13 protein-coding genes are annotated in these 18566 nt (G+C 67.0%); 9 read left to right on the top strand and 4 right to left on the bottom strand.

The genetic code is table 11. The features are described 5' to 3' along the window. Positions 1-41: 41 nt before the first annotated feature. Positions 42-2456 carry a phenylalanine--tRNA ligase subunit beta gene (pheT, locus tag AAFN89_RS12565; protein ID WP_347539404.1) on the top strand — a complete coding sequence of 805 codons (2415 nt, stop codon included), beginning with the start codon at positions 42-44 and terminating at the stop codon, positions 2454-2456. Positions 2457-2459: 3 nt separating this feature from the next. On the opposite strand, the gene AAFN89_RS12560 is transcribed toward pheT, so the two are convergent. Further along, positions 2460-2666 (bottom strand): hypothetical protein, encoded by a 207-nt coding sequence (locus AAFN89_RS12560; RefSeq protein WP_347539403.1) that lies wholly within the window; start codon positions 2664-2666, stop codon positions 2460-2462. Between the two features lie 196 nt (positions 2667-2862). Between AAFN89_RS12560 and AAFN89_RS12555 the strand changes: the two genes are divergently transcribed. From AAFN89_RS12555 to lepA, 3 genes are all read left to right on the top strand, one after another. After that, on the top strand, positions 2863-3423 hold the full coding sequence (locus AAFN89_RS12555; protein WP_347539402.1) for an N-acetyltransferase: 561 nt from the start codon (positions 2863-2865) through the stop codon (positions 3421-3423). 65 nt (positions 3424-3488) lie between these two features. Continuing rightward, positions 3489-4427 (top strand): DMT family transporter, encoded by a 939-nt coding sequence (locus AAFN89_RS12550; RefSeq protein WP_347539401.1) that lies wholly within the window; start codon positions 3489-3491, stop codon positions 4425-4427. Positions 4428-4514: 87 nt separating this feature from the next. Next, positions 4515-6323, top strand: a complete 1809-nt coding sequence (gene lepA / locus AAFN89_RS12545; RefSeq protein ID WP_347539400.1) for a translation elongation factor 4 — start codon at positions 4515-4517, stop codon at positions 6321-6323. A gap of 153 nt (positions 6324-6476) precedes the next feature. On the opposite strand, the gene AAFN89_RS12540 is transcribed toward lepA, so the two are convergent. Then, entirely contained in the window at positions 6477-7790 is a 1314-nt protein-coding gene (locus AAFN89_RS12540) for an outer membrane protein transport protein (protein WP_347539399.1), read from the bottom strand. Between the two features lie 278 nt (positions 7791-8068). Here AAFN89_RS12540 and hutU point away from each other — a divergent pair, with 278 nt between their 5' ends. The 5 genes from hutU to AAFN89_RS12515 all read left to right on the top strand — a co-directional run bounded on the left by hutU (position 8069) and on the right by AAFN89_RS12515 (position 14319). Then, entirely contained in the window at positions 8069-9745 is a 1677-nt protein-coding gene (gene hutU / locus AAFN89_RS12535) for a urocanate hydratase (RefSeq protein ID WP_347539398.1), read from the top strand. Beyond that, positions 9742-11283 carry a histidine ammonia-lyase gene (hutH, locus tag AAFN89_RS12530; protein WP_347539397.1) on the top strand — a complete coding sequence of 514 codons (1542 nt, stop codon included), beginning with the start codon at positions 9742-9744 and terminating at the stop codon, positions 11281-11283. The genes hutU and hutH overlap by 4 nt, the downstream gene beginning before the upstream one ends. After that, complete coding sequence (hutG, locus tag AAFN89_RS12525; RefSeq protein ID WP_347539396.1) at positions 11280-12074, top strand: N-formylglutamate deformylase; 795 nt, start codon at positions 11280-11282, stop codon at positions 12072-12074. The genes hutH and hutG overlap by 4 nt, the downstream gene beginning before the upstream one ends. A gap of 123 nt (positions 12075-12197) precedes the next feature. Continuing rightward, positions 12198-13355 carry a LuxR C-terminal-related transcriptional regulator gene (locus AAFN89_RS12520; protein WP_347539395.1) on the top strand — a complete coding sequence of 386 codons (1158 nt, stop codon included), beginning with the start codon at positions 12198-12200 and terminating at the stop codon, positions 13353-13355. 160 nt (positions 13356-13515) lie between these two features. After that, on the top strand, positions 13516-14319 hold the full coding sequence (locus AAFN89_RS12515; RefSeq protein WP_347539394.1) for a hypothetical protein: 804 nt from the start codon (positions 13516-13518) through the stop codon (positions 14317-14319). A gap of 84 nt (positions 14320-14403) precedes the next feature. Here AAFN89_RS12515 and AAFN89_RS12510 read toward each other — a convergent pair whose 3' ends face one another. Both AAFN89_RS12510 and AAFN89_RS12505 read right to left on the bottom strand, forming a co-directional pair. Continuing rightward, entirely contained in the window at positions 14404-15474 is a 1071-nt protein-coding gene (locus AAFN89_RS12510; protein ID WP_347539393.1) for a saccharopine dehydrogenase family protein, read from the bottom strand. 111 nt (positions 15475-15585) lie between these two features. Next, positions 15586-18471 carry an AsmA family protein gene (locus AAFN89_RS12505; protein WP_347539392.1) on the bottom strand — a complete coding sequence of 962 codons (2886 nt, stop codon included), beginning with the start codon at positions 18469-18471 and terminating at the stop codon, positions 15586-15588. Positions 18472-18566 lie beyond the last annotated feature (95 nt).

The raw sequence follows: 18566 nt of genomic DNA, 5'->3' as shown, positions 1-18566 counted from the left end.
CGTTGAAACCATCGCACTAGAGAAACAGCGGACCAAAGCAGATGAAATTCACCCTGTCATGGCTGAAGGATCACCTTGAGACGGACGCGCCGCTGGAGGCGATCGTCGAGGCGCTGACATCGCTGGGCCTGGAGGTCGAGAGCGTGGAGGACCAGGGCGCGGCGCTGGCCCCCTTCACCATCGCCTATGTGAAGTCGGTGGAGAAGCATCCCGACGCCGACAAGCTGCGGGTCTGCGTGGTGGAGACGCCACGGGGCGACGTCCAGGTGGTCTGCGGCGCGCCGAACGCGCGGGCCGGCATGAAGGGCGTCTTCGCGCCCGCCGGGTCCTACATCCCCGGCACCGGTATCGAGCTTAAGAAGGGCGTCATCAGGGGCGTCGAATCCAACGGCATGCTGGTTTCCGAACGGGAAATGGGCCTGTCGGACGAACATGACGGGATCATCGACCTGCCGGACGACGCGCCGCTGGGCGCCGCCTTCGCCGGATACATGAACCTGGACGACCCGGTGATCGATATCGGGCTGACGCCGGATCGCGCCGACGCCGCCGGCGTGCGCGGCATCGCCCGCGACCTGGCGGCCAAGGGGCTGGGGACGCTGAAGCCTTTGTCGGGCGAACCGGTGGCGGGAAGCTTCAAGAGCGCGATTTCCGTCCATCTGGATTTCGCGGCCGAGGACAGGGCCGCCTGCCCGCTGTTCGTCGGGCGGCACATAAGGGGCGTCAGGAACGGCCCCAGCCCGAACTGGCTGCAGGCGAAGCTGCGGGCGGTGGGGTTGCGCCCGATCTCCACGCTTGTCGACATCACCAACTATTTCACGCTGGACCGCGCCCGGCCGCTGCACGTCTTCGACGCGGCGGCCGTCAAGGGCGACCTTCGCCTGTTCCTGTCGAAGGGTGGGGAGGAGATCGCGGCGCTGAACGACAAGAGCTATGTCCTCCCGGCCGGTGTGACCGTGATCGCCGACGATGAGGGCCCGGTAAGCCTTGGCGGCATCGTCGGCGGCGAACGGACGGGCGTGACCGGGGAGACGACGGAGCTGTTCCTGGAGGTCGCGCTGTTCGATCCGCTGCGCACGGCGGCGACGGGCCGGACGCTCCAGATCGATTCCGACGCCCGCTACCGGTTCGAGCGCGGGGTCGATCCCGACGCCGTGATCGTCGGCATGGAGCAGGCGACGCGGCTGATCCTGGAGCTTTGCGGCGGCGAGGCGTCGGAGCCGGTTATCGCCGGTGAGGCGCCGGAATGGCGGCGGGCGCTGCATCTGCGCCCCTCCCGCGTCGCCGCGCTGGGCGGCGTCGACGTGCCGCTGCACGAGCAGGTCCGGACGCTGCGCGCGCTGGGCTGCAAGGTCGAGACCGGCTCCTCCCGCGACGATGAGGAAGACCTCGCCGTCATCCCGCCGAGCTGGCGCGCCGACATCGAGGGCGAGGCCGACCTTGTGGAGGAGGTGCTGCGCGTCAAGGGCTTCGACGCCATCCCTTCGGTCCCCCTGCCCCGCATCGACCCGATCACCAAGCCGTCGCTGACGCCCCCGCAGCGGGCCGCCGGCATCGTCCGGCGAACGCTGGCGGCGCGAGGGCTGGACGAGGCGGTGACCTGGTCCTTCATGGCGTCCGCCCATGCCGCGCAGTTCGGCTTCCAGCATGACGGGCTGCGGCTGGTGAACCCGATCTCCAGCGATCTGGACGTGATGCGTCCGTCGATCCTGGGCAATCTGGTCCAGGCCGCCGGGCGAAACGCCGACCGTGGCTTCCCCGATGTCGGCCTTTTCGAGGTCGGCCCGATCTACCGGACGCCGGAGGAGGACGGCCAGGCGCTGGTCGCCGCAGGCGTTCGCCGGGGCCGCTCCGGCCCGCGCCATTGGGCGGAGAAGCCGAGGCCGGTCGACGCCTTCGACGCCAAGGCCGACGCGCTGGCGGCGCTGGAGGCGGCGGGCGCGCCGGCGGCCAATCTCCAGGTCACGACGGACGCGCCGGACTGGTACCATCCCGGCCGGTCGGGCGTGCTGCGGCTGGGGCCGAACGTGCTGGCTCATTTCGGCGAGTTGCATCCTTCCGTGCTGGAGTCGCTGGACGTCGCGGGGCCGGTGATCGGGTTCGAGGCGTTCCTGGATTCCGTCCCCCAGCCGAAGAAGAAGCCGGGCACGGCCAAGCCGCTGCTGAAGCTGTCGCCCTTCCAGCCGGTCGAGCGCGACTTCGCCTTCCTGGTCGATGCCGACCTGCCGGCCGACCGGCTGATCCGGGCGGCCAGGGGCGCGGACAAGAAGCTGGTCGCCGACGCCGCCCTGTTCGACGACTATCGCGGCGCGGGCGTGCCGGATGGGAAGAAGAGCCTGGCCGTCGCCGTGACGCTGCAACCATCCGACGCCACGCTGACCGACGCCGACATCGAAGCGGTGGCGAAGAAGATTGTCGCTTCCGTCGAGAAGCTGGGCGGGACGCTGCGGGCGTAGGAATCATAGATGCCGGGCGAAGGTTCGGATCGTCTGTGCCCCTGGATCCCGGATCAAGTCCGGGATGATTTTGTTTTTGTTGGTCATTCCGGGCTTGACCCGGAATCCATAGGCCGTTGCCGCCGACGCGTACGGTGCAGGATGAGCGCCGCCTGAAGCTTCCTGAAACCGTTGACACGCCAGCTCTTTTGCCCGATAGAGCGAATCCATGGATGCGACCTGCCATCTCAGCCTGCGACGACGTCGACGTACGGGATCCCCCGTGCGGCGCGATTGTCCCGGCTGGCGTGCGTCCGTCCTGTCCTCAGCGAACTGAGGATTCCGACGGTTCTTCGGCAAACAGCACGGGGGCTCCCGATAAGCGCCTCCCTCCCGATGAAGCTGTTTCCCCGAAGGACCCTCCCCCATGTTCCACATCGCCGCCGAGAGCGCCGAGGATTCCGACCAGATCGAACGGCTTCTGGACGAGGCGTTCGGCTCCGGACGCCAGGCCAAGATATCCTACCGCTATCGCGAGGACGTTCCGCCGGTCGAGAGCCTGAGCTACGTCGCCCGGCTGGATGACGGGGAGGGTGACAGGGAGATTGTGGGGTCCATCCGCTACTGGCCAATCACCGTCGGGCAGGATTCCAACCCGGCGCTGCTGCTGGGGCCCCTGGCGATCGCGCCCCGGCTGCAAGGGCGCGGCATCGGGGCCTCGCTGACCTTCCAGACGCTGGACCTGGCGGCCTGGGGCGGGCACCGGCTGGTGCTGCTGGTCGGCGATCTGGCCTACTACAAGCGGTTCGGCTTCCTCCCGGCCGCGCCGCACGGCATCGCCATGCCGGACGAGAAGCCCGAACGGCTGCTGGTCACGGAACTGGTGGAGGGCGTGCTGGCCTCCTATGCCGGCGACATCGTACGGGCCGAACGCCAGACCCGCGACCGGCGCGTGGCGGACCCGCGATCTTCGCTCATCCTCCGTTAACCGGAACCGGCGCATGATGCGCCTCGCCGGCGGCCACGTCCGGTACTCTTGTCATCCGGACCGTCATGACCGTCCTTGCCGCCGCAGCACTCCCTCGCGCGCCCTCCGTCAGCGTGGGCATCGCCACCGCCGCGATCGCCTTCGCCCTCTTCACCACCATGGACACGGTGGTGAAATGGTTGAGTGCCGGCTATCCGCTGCACCAGATCATCCTCTTCAACTCCAGCTTCGCGCTGCTGCCCGTTCTGCTGGTCGCCCACCACAGAGGCGGGCTGAGCACGTTGCGGACCAGGAGACCGCTCCTCCATCTCGCACGCGGGCTGATCTCCATCGCCGGCGCGTTCGGGGCGTTCTACGCCTATAGCCGGATGCCGCTCGCCGACGCCTATGCGATCCTTTTCGCCTCTCCACTATTCATCACCGCGCTGTCGGTCCCGTTCCTGAAGGAGCAGGTCGGCTGGCGGCGCTGGCTGGCCGTGCTGGTCGGCTTCGCCGGCATCCTGATCATGCTGCGGCCGGGATCGGGGGTCCTGTCGCTGGGCGCGCTGGGCGCGATCGTCGGGTCGATGAGCTATTCCTGCGGCGTACTGCTGGTCCGCTGGGCCGGACGGACGGAAACCGCCGTCTCCTTCGCCTTCCACACCCATGGGACGATCGTGCTGGCGGGACTGGCGCTGACGCCGCTGGGCTTCGTCGCTCCGACGCCTGGCGACCTGATGCTGTTCGCGCTGGCGGGGCTGATCAACGGCTTCGCGACGGTGATGGTCACCAGCGCGTTCCGCCTGGCCCCGGCGGCCGTCATCGCGCCCTTCCAGTACAGCCAGATGCTGTGGGGGGTACTGTTCGGCTATGTCATCTGGCGGGATATTCCGGATGTGACGATCCTGATCGGCGGCGCGGTGGTGATCGCCAGCGGCCTCTATATCCTCCACCGCGAAACGGTCCGCGCGGTGCCGGCTATCGCGCCGGCGGCAGGCACGCTGGCGCCGAAGCAACCCGCCTGACAGCCGCCCGTCAGCCTTCCGTTGCGCTTCGGGCGGCGTAGCCCTATTTTCCAGCGCGTTTTCCCCGCCCGAGATATCCCAGGTTCCATGGCCATCCACCGCGACCACATCCGCAATTTCTCGATCATCGCCCATATCGACCATGGCAAGTCGACGCTGGCCGACCGCCTCATCCACAAATGCGGCGGGCTTGAGGATCGCGAGATGAAGGCTCAGGTGCTCGATTCCATGGAGATTGAGCGCGAGCGCGGCATCACCATCAAGGCGCAGACGGTACGGCTGGCCTACAAGGCCAAGGACGGCGTCGAATACCAGTTGAACCTGATGGACACGCCGGGCCATGTCGACTTCTCCTACGAGGTCAGCCGGTCGCTGGCGGCGTGCGAGGGATCGCTGCTGGTGGTCGACGCCAGCCAGGGCGTGGAGGCGCAGACCCTGGCGAACGTCTATCAGGCGATCGAGCAGGATCATGAGATCATACCGATCCTGAACAAGATCGACCTGCCGGCGGCCGAGCCCGACCGGGTGAAGGAGCAGATCGAGGACGTGATCGGCCTGGACGCGTCGGACGCCGTCATGATCTCCGCCAAGACCGGCATCGGCATCGACGACGTGCTGGAGGCGATCGTCACCCGCCTGCCGCCGCCCAAGGAGGGCGACGAGACGGCGCCGCTGAAGGCGATGCTGGTCGATAGCTGGTACGATCCCTATCTGGGCGTCGTGGTGCTGGTGCGCGTCATCGACGGCGTGCTGACGACCGGACAGAAGATCCGCTTCATGAAATCCGGCGCGGTCCGGGAGATCGACCGGGTCGGTTTCATGAGCCCCAAGGGCGTGCTGGTCGACCGGCTGGGGCCGGGGGAGATCGGCTTCATCACCGCCGGCATCAAGGAGATCACGGAGACCAAGGTCGGCGACACGATCACCGAGGACCGCCGCCGGACGGAGAAGCCCCTGCCCGGCTTCAAGCCCTCCATCCCGGTCGTGTTCTGCGGCATGTTCCCGGTCGACGCCGGCGATTTCGAACGGCTGCGCGACAGCCTGGGAAAGCTGGCGCTGAACGACGCCAGCTTCCATTTCGAGCCGGAGACCTCGGCAGCGCTGGGTTTCGGCTTCCGCTGCGGGTTCCTTGGCCTCCTGCATCTGGAGATCATCCAGGAGCGGCTGGAGCGGGAATTCGATCTGGACCTCATCACCACCGCGCCTTCGGTGGTCTACAAGCTCTACATGACCTCCGGCGAGGTGATCGACCTTCACAACCCGGCCGACATGCCCGACACGATGAAGATCGCCCGGATCGAGGAGCCGTGGATCAAGGCCACGATCCTGCTGCCCGACGAGTATCTGGGCGGCATCCTCCAGCTCTGCACCGAACGGCGGGGCGAGCAGATCGAGCTGACCTACGCCGGCAACCGCGCCATGCTGGTCTACCGCCTGCCGCTGAACGAGGTGGTGTTCGATTTCTACGACCGGCTGAAATCGATCAGCCGGGGCTACGCCAGCTTCGACTACCAGTGGGACGGCTATCGCGAGGGCGACCTGGTCAAGATGGCGATCCTGGTGAACCAGGAGCCGGTCGACGCCCTGTCGATCATCGTCCACCGGTCGGAGGCGGAGCGGCGCGGCCGCGTGCTGTGCGAGCGGCTAAAGGACCTGATCCCGCGCCAGATGTTCAAGATCGCCGTCCAGGCCGCGATCGGCGGCCGGATCATCGCGCGCGAAAGCATCTCCGCCTTGCGCAAGGATGTGCTGGCCAAATGCTATGGCGGCGACGTCAGCCGCAAGCGGAAGCTTCTGGAGAAGCAGAAGGAAGGCAAGAAGCGGATGCGCCAGTTCGGCCAGGTGGAAATCCCGCAATCCGCCTTCATCGCGGCGCTGAAGATGGGGGATGGGTGAATCATCGACGGCCTATGGATTCCCGATCAAGTCGGGAATGACATTGTTTTTGTTGGTCATTCCGGCCCCCGAGCCGGAATCCATGGTCCGTTGACGAGAAACGGGCGGTGACGAGAAGTCACCGCCCGCGCAGCTTGCGGCTTGAGGTTCGTATCAGAACCGGTAGCGCACGCCGATCGAGACGATGTCGACGCTGTTCTCGCTGGTGCCGGCAACGTTGGCGACGATCGGCGACCCGGTCGATGTTCTGCTCACATCCACCTCCGCGTCATCGATGAAGATGTGCGTGAACGCCGCGTCGATCACGAAGCTTTCGTTGATCTCATAGCTGGCGCCGGCGGAAAGCCAGTAGCGGTCGCCGTCGGGAGTCCTGGTCGTGCGGTGTTCGTCCGTCGTCGGGGTTTCGTCATACTGGAAGCCGCCGCGGAACGTCCACTGATCGTTCAGCTCATAGGAGGCGCCGACGGAGAAGGCGAAGGTGTTCTGGTATCCCTGCTCGATAGGAACGACCGGCACGCCATCCCCGCGAACCACGGCGATCTCCTCGAAATTGCTCCAGCCGAACCAGGTCACGCCGCCGAGCAGGGTGAGGGCGGGCGTGGCGTCGTAGGCGACGCCGAAGGATGCGATGTCGGGGAGGTTGAGTTCCGCCGCCCCGCTGGTGTCGACAACCGCGGCGCCCGCGGCCGTGGTGACCAGCAGCTCGCCTTCGAGATCATGGCTCATGGCGGAGCGGTAGTGAACGCCGAAGCGGAGTTCCTCGGTCGGCTCGAAGGTCGCGCCGAGGTTGAAGCCGTAGGACCAGTCGTCACCCTGCAGGTCGGCGTTGAGATCGGTCGCCGGACTTGCCGGCAGGCCGGCCGGGATCTTGTTCGTCAGCGTCGCATCGGCGTACTGGATGTCGATGCCACCGCCGATCGAGAATTTGTCGTTGACCTTGTAGGCGATCGCCGGGCCGATATTGATCGTCGTCAGCTCCGTCTCCACGGAATCATAGCGACCGAACCAATCCTCCTCATACTCGTTGGCGAGACCGAAGGGCGCGGTGACCCCGACGCCGACCCAAAGCCGGTCGTCCATGAACGGATAGGCGACGTAAAGGTTTGGCACGGGCGTCGGGCTGTAGGGATTGTCGCTGTCGCCCGTCACGGGGAAGAAGCCCAGCCCGGGAATCCCCGCCGTCGAACCGTCGTTTTCAAAGTCCGCGCGCGGGATCAGCAGATGGACGCCGGCGTTGATCTCCGCGCTCTCCAGCTCCGTCATCGCGGCGGGGTTGAAGAAGATGGTGCTGGCGTCCGTGCCCGCCGCGGCTTCGCCGGCGAAGGCGCGGCCGAGGCCGGTGACGCTCTGTTCCTGGATGTAGAAGCCGGCGGCCTGCGCCTGCCCGACAGTCAGTCCGGCCCCCAGTCCGATCACAAGCCCGCCGAGCGCCGTCGTCGTGGCGAGCCTACCCCGAAAAATCGTCATCTGTTCCGTTTCCTTCCCCCAAGGCGAGGCCCGTTCACCGGCCCCGCCGATTGTGTCAACAAGGCGTCATTATTCGCGCCTGATCTTGACGTTTACGTTAACGTCAATTGAGCGTCACCTCACGCAAAAAATGACTATGCCGTGACGGTTTCCTCCACGGGCTCAGCCAGGGCCTCGGTATCGAACATCGGGCAGCTTTTGTCGCGCACGGGATGGTTCATTCGCGCCGCATCGTCTTCTATGGTGGCGCGAAAGCCGGATTTACGAGGGAACGGACCATGACAGAGACGCAGAACCGCCGGGTGATCCGGGCGCCGCGCGGGCCGGAACGGACGGCCGGAAGCTGGCAGACCGAGGCTCCCCTTCGGATGCTGATGAACAATCTGGACCCCGACGTCGCGGAGAATCCGGACGAGTTGGTGGTTTATGGCGGGATCGGCAAGGCGGCGCGGAACTGGGAATGCTTCGATGCCATTGTCGGCACGCTGAAGACGCTGAAGGATGACGAGACGCTGCTGGTGCAGTCGGGCAAGCCGGTCGGCGTGTTCCGTACCCATGCGGATGCGCCGCGCGTGCTGATCGCCAATTCCAACCTGGTGCCGCACTGGGCGACCTGGGAGCATTTCCGGGAGCTGGACGCCAAGGGGCTGGCGATGTACGGCCAGATGACGGCCGGGTCCTGGATCTATATTGGCAGCCAGGGGATCGTCCAGGGCACCTACGAGACCTTCGTCGAGGTCGGGCGGCGGCATTATGACGGCGACCTGAAGGGCCGCTGGATCCTGACCGGCGGGCTGGGCGGCATGGGCGGCGCGCAGCCTTTGGCCGCCACCATGGCCGGCGCCTCCATGCTGGCGGTGGAATGCCAGGCGTCGCGCATCGACCGGCGGCTGGCGACGGGCTATCTGGACCACCGGGCCGATACGCTGGACGAGGCGCTGGCGATGATCGAGGAGGCAAAACGGTCGGGCCAGCCCATCTCCATCGGCCTTCTGGGCAACGCCGCCGAGATATTCCCCGAACTGGTCCGTCGCGGCGTCCGGCCCGACGCCGTCACCGACCAGACCAGCGCGCATGACCCGCTGAACGGCTATCTGCCCGCCAGCTGGAGCTGGGCCGAGGCGGAGGAGCGCCGGCGCAGCGATCCCGAGGGCGTCGTCCGCGCCGCCAAGGAATCGATGGCAGCGCAGGTCCGCGCCATGCTGGACTTCCACGCGGCCGGCGTGCCGACGCTGGATTACGGCAACAACATCCGGCAGATGGCGCAGGAGATGGGGGTGGAGGACGCCTTCGCCTTTCCGGGATTCGTGCCGGCCTATATCCGCCCCCTTTTCTGCCGGGGGATCGGCCCGTTCCGCTGGGCGGCGCTGTCGGGCGATCCGGAGGACATCTACCGCACCGACCAGCGGGTGAAGGAGCTGATCCCGGACGATCCTCATCTGCACAACTGGCTGGACATGGCGCGCGAGCGCATCCAGTTCCAGGGCCTGCCGGCGCGCATCTGCTGGGTCGGGCTGGGGCTGCGCGCGAAGCTGGGCCTGGCCTTCAACCAGATGGTGGCCGAGGGCACCCTGAAAGCGCCGGTGGTGATCGGCCGCGACCATCTGGATTCCGGATCGGTCGCCAGCCCGAACCGGGAGACCGAGGCGATGCAGGACGGCTCCGATGCGGTGTCCGACTGGCCGCTGCTGAACGCGTTGCTGAACACGGCATCCGGCGCGACCTGGGTGTCGCTGCATCATGGCGGCGGGGTCGGTATGGGATTCTCCCAGCATTCCGGGATGGTGATCGTCGCGGACGGGACCGAGGAGGCGGCGCGGCGGCTGGAACGTGTGCTGACCAACGATCCCGGCACCGGCGTCATGCGCCATGCCGACGCCGGCTATGATATCGCCATCGACTGCGCGCATGAGCAGGGGCTGAACCTGCCGATGATCCGGAGGGCGGCGGAATGACGGGCGATTCGATCCATATCGTTCCCGGCCGGATGACTCTGGCGCAGCTTCGCGCGGTGGCGCGAGGAACGGGGCCGGTGACGCTGGACCCTGCCTGCCGCGCGGGCGTGGAGGACGGGGCGCGCACCGTCTCCGCCATCCTGGATTCAGGCAACAGCGTCTACGGCATCAATACCGGCTTCGGCCGGCTGGCGCAGACGCGGATTGCGCGAGACCGGCTGGAGCAGCTTCAGAGAAACCTCGTCCTCAGCCATGCCGCCGGGACGGGGGAACTGATGGACGACGCCACGGTCCGGCTGATGATCGCGCTGAAGGTGAACAGCCTGGCGCGCGGCCGGTCGGGCGTCCGCACCGACGTGATCGACGCGCTGCTGAAGCTGCTGGAGCATGGAATCACGCCCTGCGTTCCGGCCAAGGGATCGGTTGGCGCTTCGGGCGACCTGGCCCCGCTTGCGCATATGAGCGCGGCGCTGATCGGCGTGGGCGACGTACGGGTCAAGGGCCGGCGCTGGGCCGCCGCAGACGGGCTGCGACAGGCGGGGCTGGAGCCGCTGATTCTGGCGCCCAAGGAAGGGCTGGCGCTGCTGAACGGCACGCAAGCGTCGACCGCGCTGGGCCTGATGGGGCTGTTCGCGGCGGAGGACGCCTTCGCCGCCGCTTTGGTCTCCGGGGCGCTGTCGGTGGACGCCGCCAAGGGCAGCCGGACGCCGTTCGACGCGCGGCTGCACGACCTGCGCGGACAGGCGGGGCAGATCGACGTGGCGGCTTCCTACCGGGCGCTGCTGGAGCACAGCACCATTGAGGAATCTCACATCGATTGCGACCGGGTGCAGGACCCCTACTGCCTGCGCTGCCAGCCACAGGTGATGGGGGCGTGTCTGGACCAGATGCGCCATTCCGCCCGCGTGCTGGAGATCGAGGCGAACGCCGTCAGCGACAATCCGATCGTCTTCCCGGACACGGGCGAGGTGCTGTCCGGCGGGAATTTCCATGCCGAGCCGGTGGCGATGGCGGCCGACGGGCTGGCGCTGTCGATCGCGGAGGTGGGCGCACTATCGGAACGTCGGGTGGCGCTCCTGACCGATGCCTCGCTGAGCGGCCTGCCGGCCTTCCTGGTGGATGATGCCGGCGTCAATTCCGGCTTCATGCTGGCCCATGTGACGGCGGCAGCCCTGGCCAGCGAGAACAAGTCCCTCGCCCATCCGGCCGGGGTCGACAGCCTGCCGACCAGCGCCAATCAGGAAGACCATGTCTCCATGGCGACCTTCGCCGCGCGCCGGCTGGGGCCGATGGCGCTGAACACCGCCACGATCGTCGGGATAGAGCTTCTGGCCGCCTGCCAGGGGATCGAATTCCACCGGCCGCTGACCTCCTCCCCCCGGCTGGAGGAGGCGTTCGGGATCGTCCGCGGCCGGGTGGCGCGCTATGGCGAGGACAGGTTCTTTTCCCCGGACATCGAAGCCGCCTCGGCCCTGGTGGCCGATGGGGCCTTCCGGCCGTTCGGCGATTCGCTGCTGCCTTCGGGAGCGGCGTCGTGAGCAATATCTTCACCTACCATGAGGGGTCGACGCCGCTCCTGATCTCCTTCCCCCATGACGGGACGGAACTGCCGGCGGAGATCGCGGAGCGGATGACGGACGAGGCGCGGACGCTGCCGGACACGGACTGGCACGTCGCGCGGCTCTATGATTTCGCCGAAGCGCTGGGCGCGCACCGGCTGATCGCCCGCCAGTCCCGCTATGTCGTCGATCTCAACCGTCCGCCGGACGATGCCAGCCTCTATCCCGGACAGGCCGGGACGGGGCTGGTCCCGACGACGCAGTTCGACGGGACGCCGCTCTACCTCGAAGGACAGGAACCGACGTCGGAGGAGATCGCCGACCGGCGCGACGCCTGGTGGCGGCCCTACCATGATTTCCTGGCCGAAAGGCTGGACCGTCTGCGGGCGGAACATGGCCATGTCCTGCTGCTGGACGCCCACACCATCCGGAGCGAGGTACCCCGCCTGTTCGAGGGCCGGCTGCCGGACTTCAACATCGGCACAGCCGGCGGATCGTCAGCCCAGCCGGCGCTGACCATCCGCCTCGCGCTCGTCTGCCAGGATTCCGGCGGGTTCGAGACGGCGGTCAACGGCCGCTTCAAAGGCGGCTACATCACGCGACATTACGGTGACCCGGCCAACGGCATCGATGCTGTGCAGATGGAACTGTCCCAGATCGCCTACATGAACGAAGATCCGCCCTATGCGTTCGACGAGGCAAAGGCCGCGAAGGTACGTCCGGTGCTGAAGCGGTTCGCGGAGAAGATGCTGGAATGGGGAAGCCGGTGACAGAAGCGGCGGAGATGCCGGCCCCTCACCCGAACATCCTTCAGATTGAGGATTGGAAAGCGTAGCCTCAGGCAATACATTCAATTTTACATAATTGGGGCGGCTTGGTTTCGGCGGGAAGAATTGTCGTCACACACTGCCATCGACGTCCGGCTTTCCGGCCTGATCGGTCGCTTTTACGAGGCGGCGACCGATGAAGCCCTGTGGGTGGGCATAGCCCCCGAAATTGCGGCTGCGCTCGATTCCAGCAGCGCCGTTCTGAAACTCCACGGCGCGGACGACGACATCCGGCTTCTGGACAATACCGATAACCTCCTGATCCCGGACGACAAACAATCCTGGGCGGCAGACTGGCACCAACGGGACTTATGGGTGCGCCGTTCTGCACGTTTCGGCGTTTCACAGGTTGTCACCGATCAGGATCTTGTGTCTCCCGCCGAGCAACGCAAAAGCGGCTTCTATCAGGAGTGGCTACACTCCCTTGACATCTACCACATGGCCGGAGCGGTCTTTCCCGCCGGAGATGGCGCGCTTGGCGTTCTGGGAATCCATCGGCCCAGAAATGCGGAGCCGTACGAAAACGGAGACCGACACAAGGTGTCGGTTCTGTTGCCCCACCTTCAACGCGCCCTCTGGATCGGCCAGCAACTCTCGAATTCGGCCGCGCGCCAGGCAGTGGCCGAAGCAGCACTGGCGCGGATCGACGCCGCCGTCTTTGCCGTGGATGCACGCTGTCGGATCGTCACGCTGAACCAACGCGCGGACGCCCTCCTGCGGGAAGATGGCGGCCTCGGCAGCAAGCAGGGTCGGCTGGGATTGCGGGACGATCTGCTGGATCAGCGCATGAAGCGGCAGATACTGTCCTGCATTGACTCCGCTGGAGGACGGCCCGCGGCGCCCGGGACGGCCATGATGATTCCCCGTGCGGGTCGCCTGCCCCTGACGATGATCATGGCGCCTTTGCCGATGTCGGGCGATGCCGCGCCGGTCCGGCCTTCGGCGCTTGTGATTGTGCGCGACCCGGAGGCCGCCACAGTCACCGTAACCGGCCTGCGTCGGCTGTTCGGTTTCACGCGCATGGAAGCGCTGGTGGCGGCCGATCTTGCCTGCGGCATGTCTCTTGACAATATCGCAAGCCGGCGCGGCATCGGCGCCGCCACCGTCCGATCCCATCTCAAGGGCATTCTTTCCAAAACCGGCACGCACCGGCAGGCGGAAGTCGTGGCGCTGATCGCCCGCAGCGTTGCGGCACTTGATACGTCGCCGGAATTTCTCCCCTGAACAGGGGACGAAATCGACATTCTTCATGCGTATCAACGAACGAGCGGAATAGTCCGATCGACTACCGCTCGTTGACGCCGGAATGGGGAAGGACCATGGGGCAAGGATGCTGCCATTTCCCGGCCGCACGGCGCGGCTTCAAACACGCCGGGGGCTCCCCATGACCGCGGCCGAAAGTCAGTCCCCCGGAACGCCGACGCCAAAAGGCGCGCGCCCCACATGGCAACGTGTCCTGATCTGGGTGGCAATTGCATTCGTGGCGCTGAATGTCTTGCCGGTCCTGCTGTTCTTCACTGGCGATTTTCTGATCGGCTGGCTCGCTCCGGTCATTCGAGTGGCCATTCCAGTGGCCATCTTCATTGCGATCGCCCGGCACTTCGGCGGTTCCAACCTGGCGCGCACCTGCTTCAACAAGACGACGGCCGATTTCAAACGTCGTGAAGACCCCGCGCGGGGCGGTTATGTCTATGACGTGCAACCGGCGCGCGCGTCATGGCTGGCCGTGCTCGTGCCGTTGCCGCTCGGCGTTTTTCTGGCGCTCTGGGGCGCTTATTCGGCGTGGCTTCTTTATGCGGCGATAGCGCTCTATCTGGTGGTCGCGGGAAGTTTTGTCGTGCCCGGGGCGCGGCACCGGAAGCCGGTCGCGATCTCCGTTTCCCCGCACGGGATTCATAGCGGCGATGTCGGAGTGCCGCTCGAACGGATCGCCGACCTGCATGTCGATTATCATGGCGTCAAAATCAGCGAAGACCCGCTTATGCCCGGACCGAACGGCGTTTCCACGTCCTCCATGGTCGGGCGCGGCCTGGGGCGGCGGCAGGCAGCCCGAAGTTTCACACTGATGTTGCGGGGCGAGGGGGAAAGCCACGCCTCCGTGATCGCCGGCGGGCTGACGAAAGACTGCGCCATAAATCTCGAACGCGATATCCGCAAGGCGATCGAAACGTTCCGCGCCGCCGGTTGAAGGATGAGCGGCATGTGGTCTGGCGAACAATGATCGGCGGCCAACTCGCCCCCTGAAAGAGGGCGAGTTGGCCGGACGGCCGACTCAGGCGTAGTTCTTGCCGAAGCGGTTGGCGAGGAGGTCGTCGAGGTTGGCCTCTTCCTGCCGGACGAAGCCGGTCTGGGGCAGCTTGCCTTCGCGCATCAGATCGACCATCGCGCAGATGCCAGAGGCCGTCGTGACCTGGATGGCGCTCCAGACCTTGCCGCCGATGGTCTTGTTGTAGACCTTCTTGGCGTAGGTCTCCTGCATCAGCCGGCCTTCTTTCCAGCCGCTGACGGTGACGAAGATCAGGACCACGTCCTGGAGCGTCATCGGGATCGCGGTTTCCAGCACGTCCTTCAGGATGTGCCGGCGGGTCGACAGGCGCAGGTCGTTGACCAGCAGCTTGACGATGTCGCGATGGCCGGGATAGCGGACGGTCTTGTAGTCCAGTTCCCGCGCCTTGCCGTCCAGTGTCTCGCAGAGGGTGCCGAGGCCGCCCGAGGTGTTGAACGCCTCGTAATCGATGCCGTCCAGCGAGATGTGCTCATGCCCTTCGAGCGGCAGAACCTCCCGCAGTTCGCCCTCGTGGATGGCCTCGCAAGGATTGCAGTATTCGTTGATGAGCCCGTCCGTCGACCAGGTGAGGTTGTATTTCAGCGCATTCGACGGGTAGAGCGGCAGCGCGCCGACGCGCATATGGACGGTGTCCAGCCGGTCGAACCGCTTGGCGAGATCGTAGGCGACGACGGAGATGAAGCCGGGCGCCAGGCCGCATTGGGGCACGAAGGCGGTCTTCGCGCCCTGCGCCAGTTCCTTCACCCGGCGGGTCGATTCCACGTCCTCCGTCAGGTCGAAATAGTGAGCCCCGGCATCCCGCGCGGCTTCGGCGATCACCGGCGTCAGCGTGTAGGGGGCGGCGGAAAGGACCATGTCGTGGCCCTGGATGGCGTCGCGCAGGCCCGCCACGTCCGACGCCTCGATCCGCCGGGTTTCCGCCTGATCGGGCGGGATGCGCTTCAGCGCCTCGGCATCCTGGTCGGCCAGCGTCACCTTGTAGTCGCCGGTCGCGGACAACAACTCGACGATCGCGGCGCCGATCTTGCCGCCGCCGACCACCATCACCTTGGTCATGAAATCACTCCGAGAATCTTGGGACGGGCCCGTCGACCGGCGATGCCGGCCCGGCCCAGGCTGGCCGGGTCATACACCATCGCGGGGCGGCAAATCCACACCCGCCGCCCGTCAATTCCCGAATATCCCCTCCAGAAGCTGCTGCGCCGGATCGGCCGGCTGTTGTTCCGGCGCGGGTTCGGCGGGGGCTGTTTCGGCGGGGGCCGCCTCACCGGCCGGCGCGGTATCCGTCGGGGCGGGCGCCGGGGCCGGTTCCGTTTCGCCGCCGGTCAGGCCCTGGAGAACGCCTCGAATGGTCGCCTCCGGATCGTCGCCCAGCCCCTCGCGAAGCTGCTCGGTCTGCTCCGACAGGGATTCGAGCTGCTGCTCCACCGCTTCAGGATCACTGATGATGCTTTCCACCGCACCGGCGAGATCGGGGCGATAGCTGATATCGCTGAACGGTCCGGAGACGATGATCGGCACCATCAGCCCGCCTTCCTCGAATTCGCCGCCCTGCCCCTCGATCGTCGCCACCAGCTTGGGCTCCAGTCGGAAATCGACCGTGCGGGTGACAAGGTTCGCCTGCCCCGTCCCTTCGATCCGGAAAAGCGGCGCCAGCATCCGCAAATCGTTCGTGGTCAGGAGGCCGTCGGCGATCTGGAAGGTGCCCCCCAGCTCCGCGAAATCGGTCTGCTGGGCCTGGCCGGCATTGGCCTGGTCGAACGCGCCGCCGAGATTGCGCAGCATGGCTGCGATGTTGACGCCCTTGAGCGCGCCGTCGCTGAACAGGATCGCGCCCGTGCCGTCGAGCGCGCCCACGATCTCCCGCTGCGATCGTCCGGAGGCCGTGACGTCGAGATTGCCGCTCATCCTGCCCGACAGCCGGTCGCTGTCGGCGAGGCGAACCAGAAGCGGTTCGGCCTGCACGTCCAGCATCTCCAACTCCGCCGAAAAGCTCGGCGTCTCGCCGGCGGAGGAGGCGCGGACGACGCCGCCGACCGTGCCTTCGAAGACCGCCGTTTCCGAAAGGCGCGTCTCCAGCTCGCCGTTGATAAGGTTGACGGAAATGGTGGTCGGCCCCGTCTCCACCTGCTGGATCGTCAACCCTTCCGCCCCGAGGGTGAGGGTGGCGTCGACCATCTGGAGGGCGGAAAGGTCGATGGCTTCGGTGCTCCATCCCTCCTCGGCCGCCTGATCGCCCGAGGACGCGCCGCCTCCGCCACCGCTTCCGGCGCCTTCCTCGGCGGGCGCGGCGGCGAACGTCTCCATCAGCCGGTCCACATCGATATGGCCGGTGTCGATCGCGCCGGAGACGGAGGGACGCGCGCCCGCCATCCCGAGCGTCAGCGTCCCAGAGACGGGAATGTCGGCGACGGTCATCGCCATGTCGCTGACCGCGACGCGGGACATGTCGGCATTCACCTGCGCGCGGAGGCCGGTGAGCGTCAGCGGCTCCGCCATCCCCTCCGGCTGGTATGTCGCGCCTGCGTCCGTGATCGTCAGCGCGGCCTCGCCGTCGGCATTCTCCCGCAACGCGGCGACCGTCCCGCCTTCGGAATGGCCCTGGACGATGCCGGTAACGCGGCCCGACACACCATCGACGCCTTCGACGGGCAGCGGCAGGGCGGCAAGATCGATCTGCGCCAGGTTGGCGGCCAGCGCCACCGACTGGCTGGTCGCGCTGGCGGAGAGGTTGATCGAGGCGGTGCCGCCGAACATGGCGGCGTCGGACGTGGTGAGGTCGAGATTGCCGGCCTGCAGCACCGCCTGGACCGTCGTCGCCCCGATGCTGGTGTCGCCGAACGAGACGCCGGCGAGATCCAGCGTCACGTCGCCATCGGCCATGAGCAGGGCCGAGAAATCGACCGGCGCGTCGCCGGAGGCTGCGGGCGGCGGGGCTTCCTCCGCCGGCTCCTCCCCGGCAGGCGCGTCCTCCGCGCCTTCCTCGCCCGCCGCATCGTCGCCCATGAAGTGATCGAGGTCGAGCTGGGTCACGGTCAGCGCGCCGGTGACGAGCGGCCGTTCGCCCGCCAGCCCGACGGCGAGATCGCCTTCGGCCGACATGTCCTCGACCTCGATCGTAAGGCCCTCGACCGCCACCCGGGCGGGCGTCGCCTCCACCTCGCCCGCGAGGTTGAGGGCGCCGGCGGGCGCGCCGGCCGGCAGGGGCTGCCGCAGCCAGGAGGCAAGGTCGGCGAGAGAGGGCACGTCGAGCGTCAGGTCGCCGGAGCCGCCGGGCGCCGCGCCGCCGCTCGCCGTGCCGTCGAAGGAAAGGGTGAGCGGTTCGGATTCGAGCGACAGGCTGACCGGCGTGAGGCTTCCGTCGATCAGCGCCGCCGCGTCGTCGGCGGAAAGATCGAGCGCGATCGCCACATCGCGGAAGACCGCGTCGCCAGTGACGGAGACGGGTCCGGAAAGGTCGCCGAGCGCAGCCGTCACACTCACATCCGACAGCACCGTCGTTTCGCCCGTGCGATGGTCGATATAGGTGACCGTGCCGTCGACGATCTGGATGTCGCCCAGCGTGAGCGCTTCCAGAGGGCTGCCGCCCTCCTGCCCGGCATCCTCCGCGGGGGCGGTTTCCTGCTCTTGCGCCGCACCTTCCTGCGCCGCGCCCTCCTCCGGACCGCCGAATTGCCAGTTTGGCGTGCCGTCCTCCGCGACCTCCAGGACGATAGAGGGTTGCCGGAGCACGAACCGGTCGATCTCCACCTCCCCGCCCAGCAGCGGCAGGAGGGCGACCCGCACGTCCAACTCTCCCAGCGAGACCATGTCGGGTTCGGACGAGCCTTCGACATTGGCGAGCGCGACATCGGACATGCGGACGGCGATCGCCGGGAAGACCGCGATCTCCACCGGCCCTTCGATCCGCAACTCCCGGCCGGTCGCGTCCCGGACCATGGCGGTCACGCGGCTGGTGACGGCTTCGGTCGGGACCAGGAAGGGAATAGCCGCCACCGCCACGACCAGCAGCAGCAGGACCACACCAACGCCGATCGCAATCTTCTTAATCATGATCCCCTGCCTTCCCGGAGCATTTTTCCCGACGCTCATTTCATGAACAACCAACGCGTGCCCGGCCACCTTGGTTTCGCCCCATTTCAAGAAGC

This window comes from Inquilinus sp. CAU 1745, from assembly GCF_039839375.1.
GTDB lineage: Bacteria > Pseudomonadota > Alphaproteobacteria > DSM-16000 > Inquilinaceae > JBDOQU01.
Note: the sequence above shows the minus strand (reverse complement) of the source record. Positions and strands in the feature narration are given on the sequence as shown.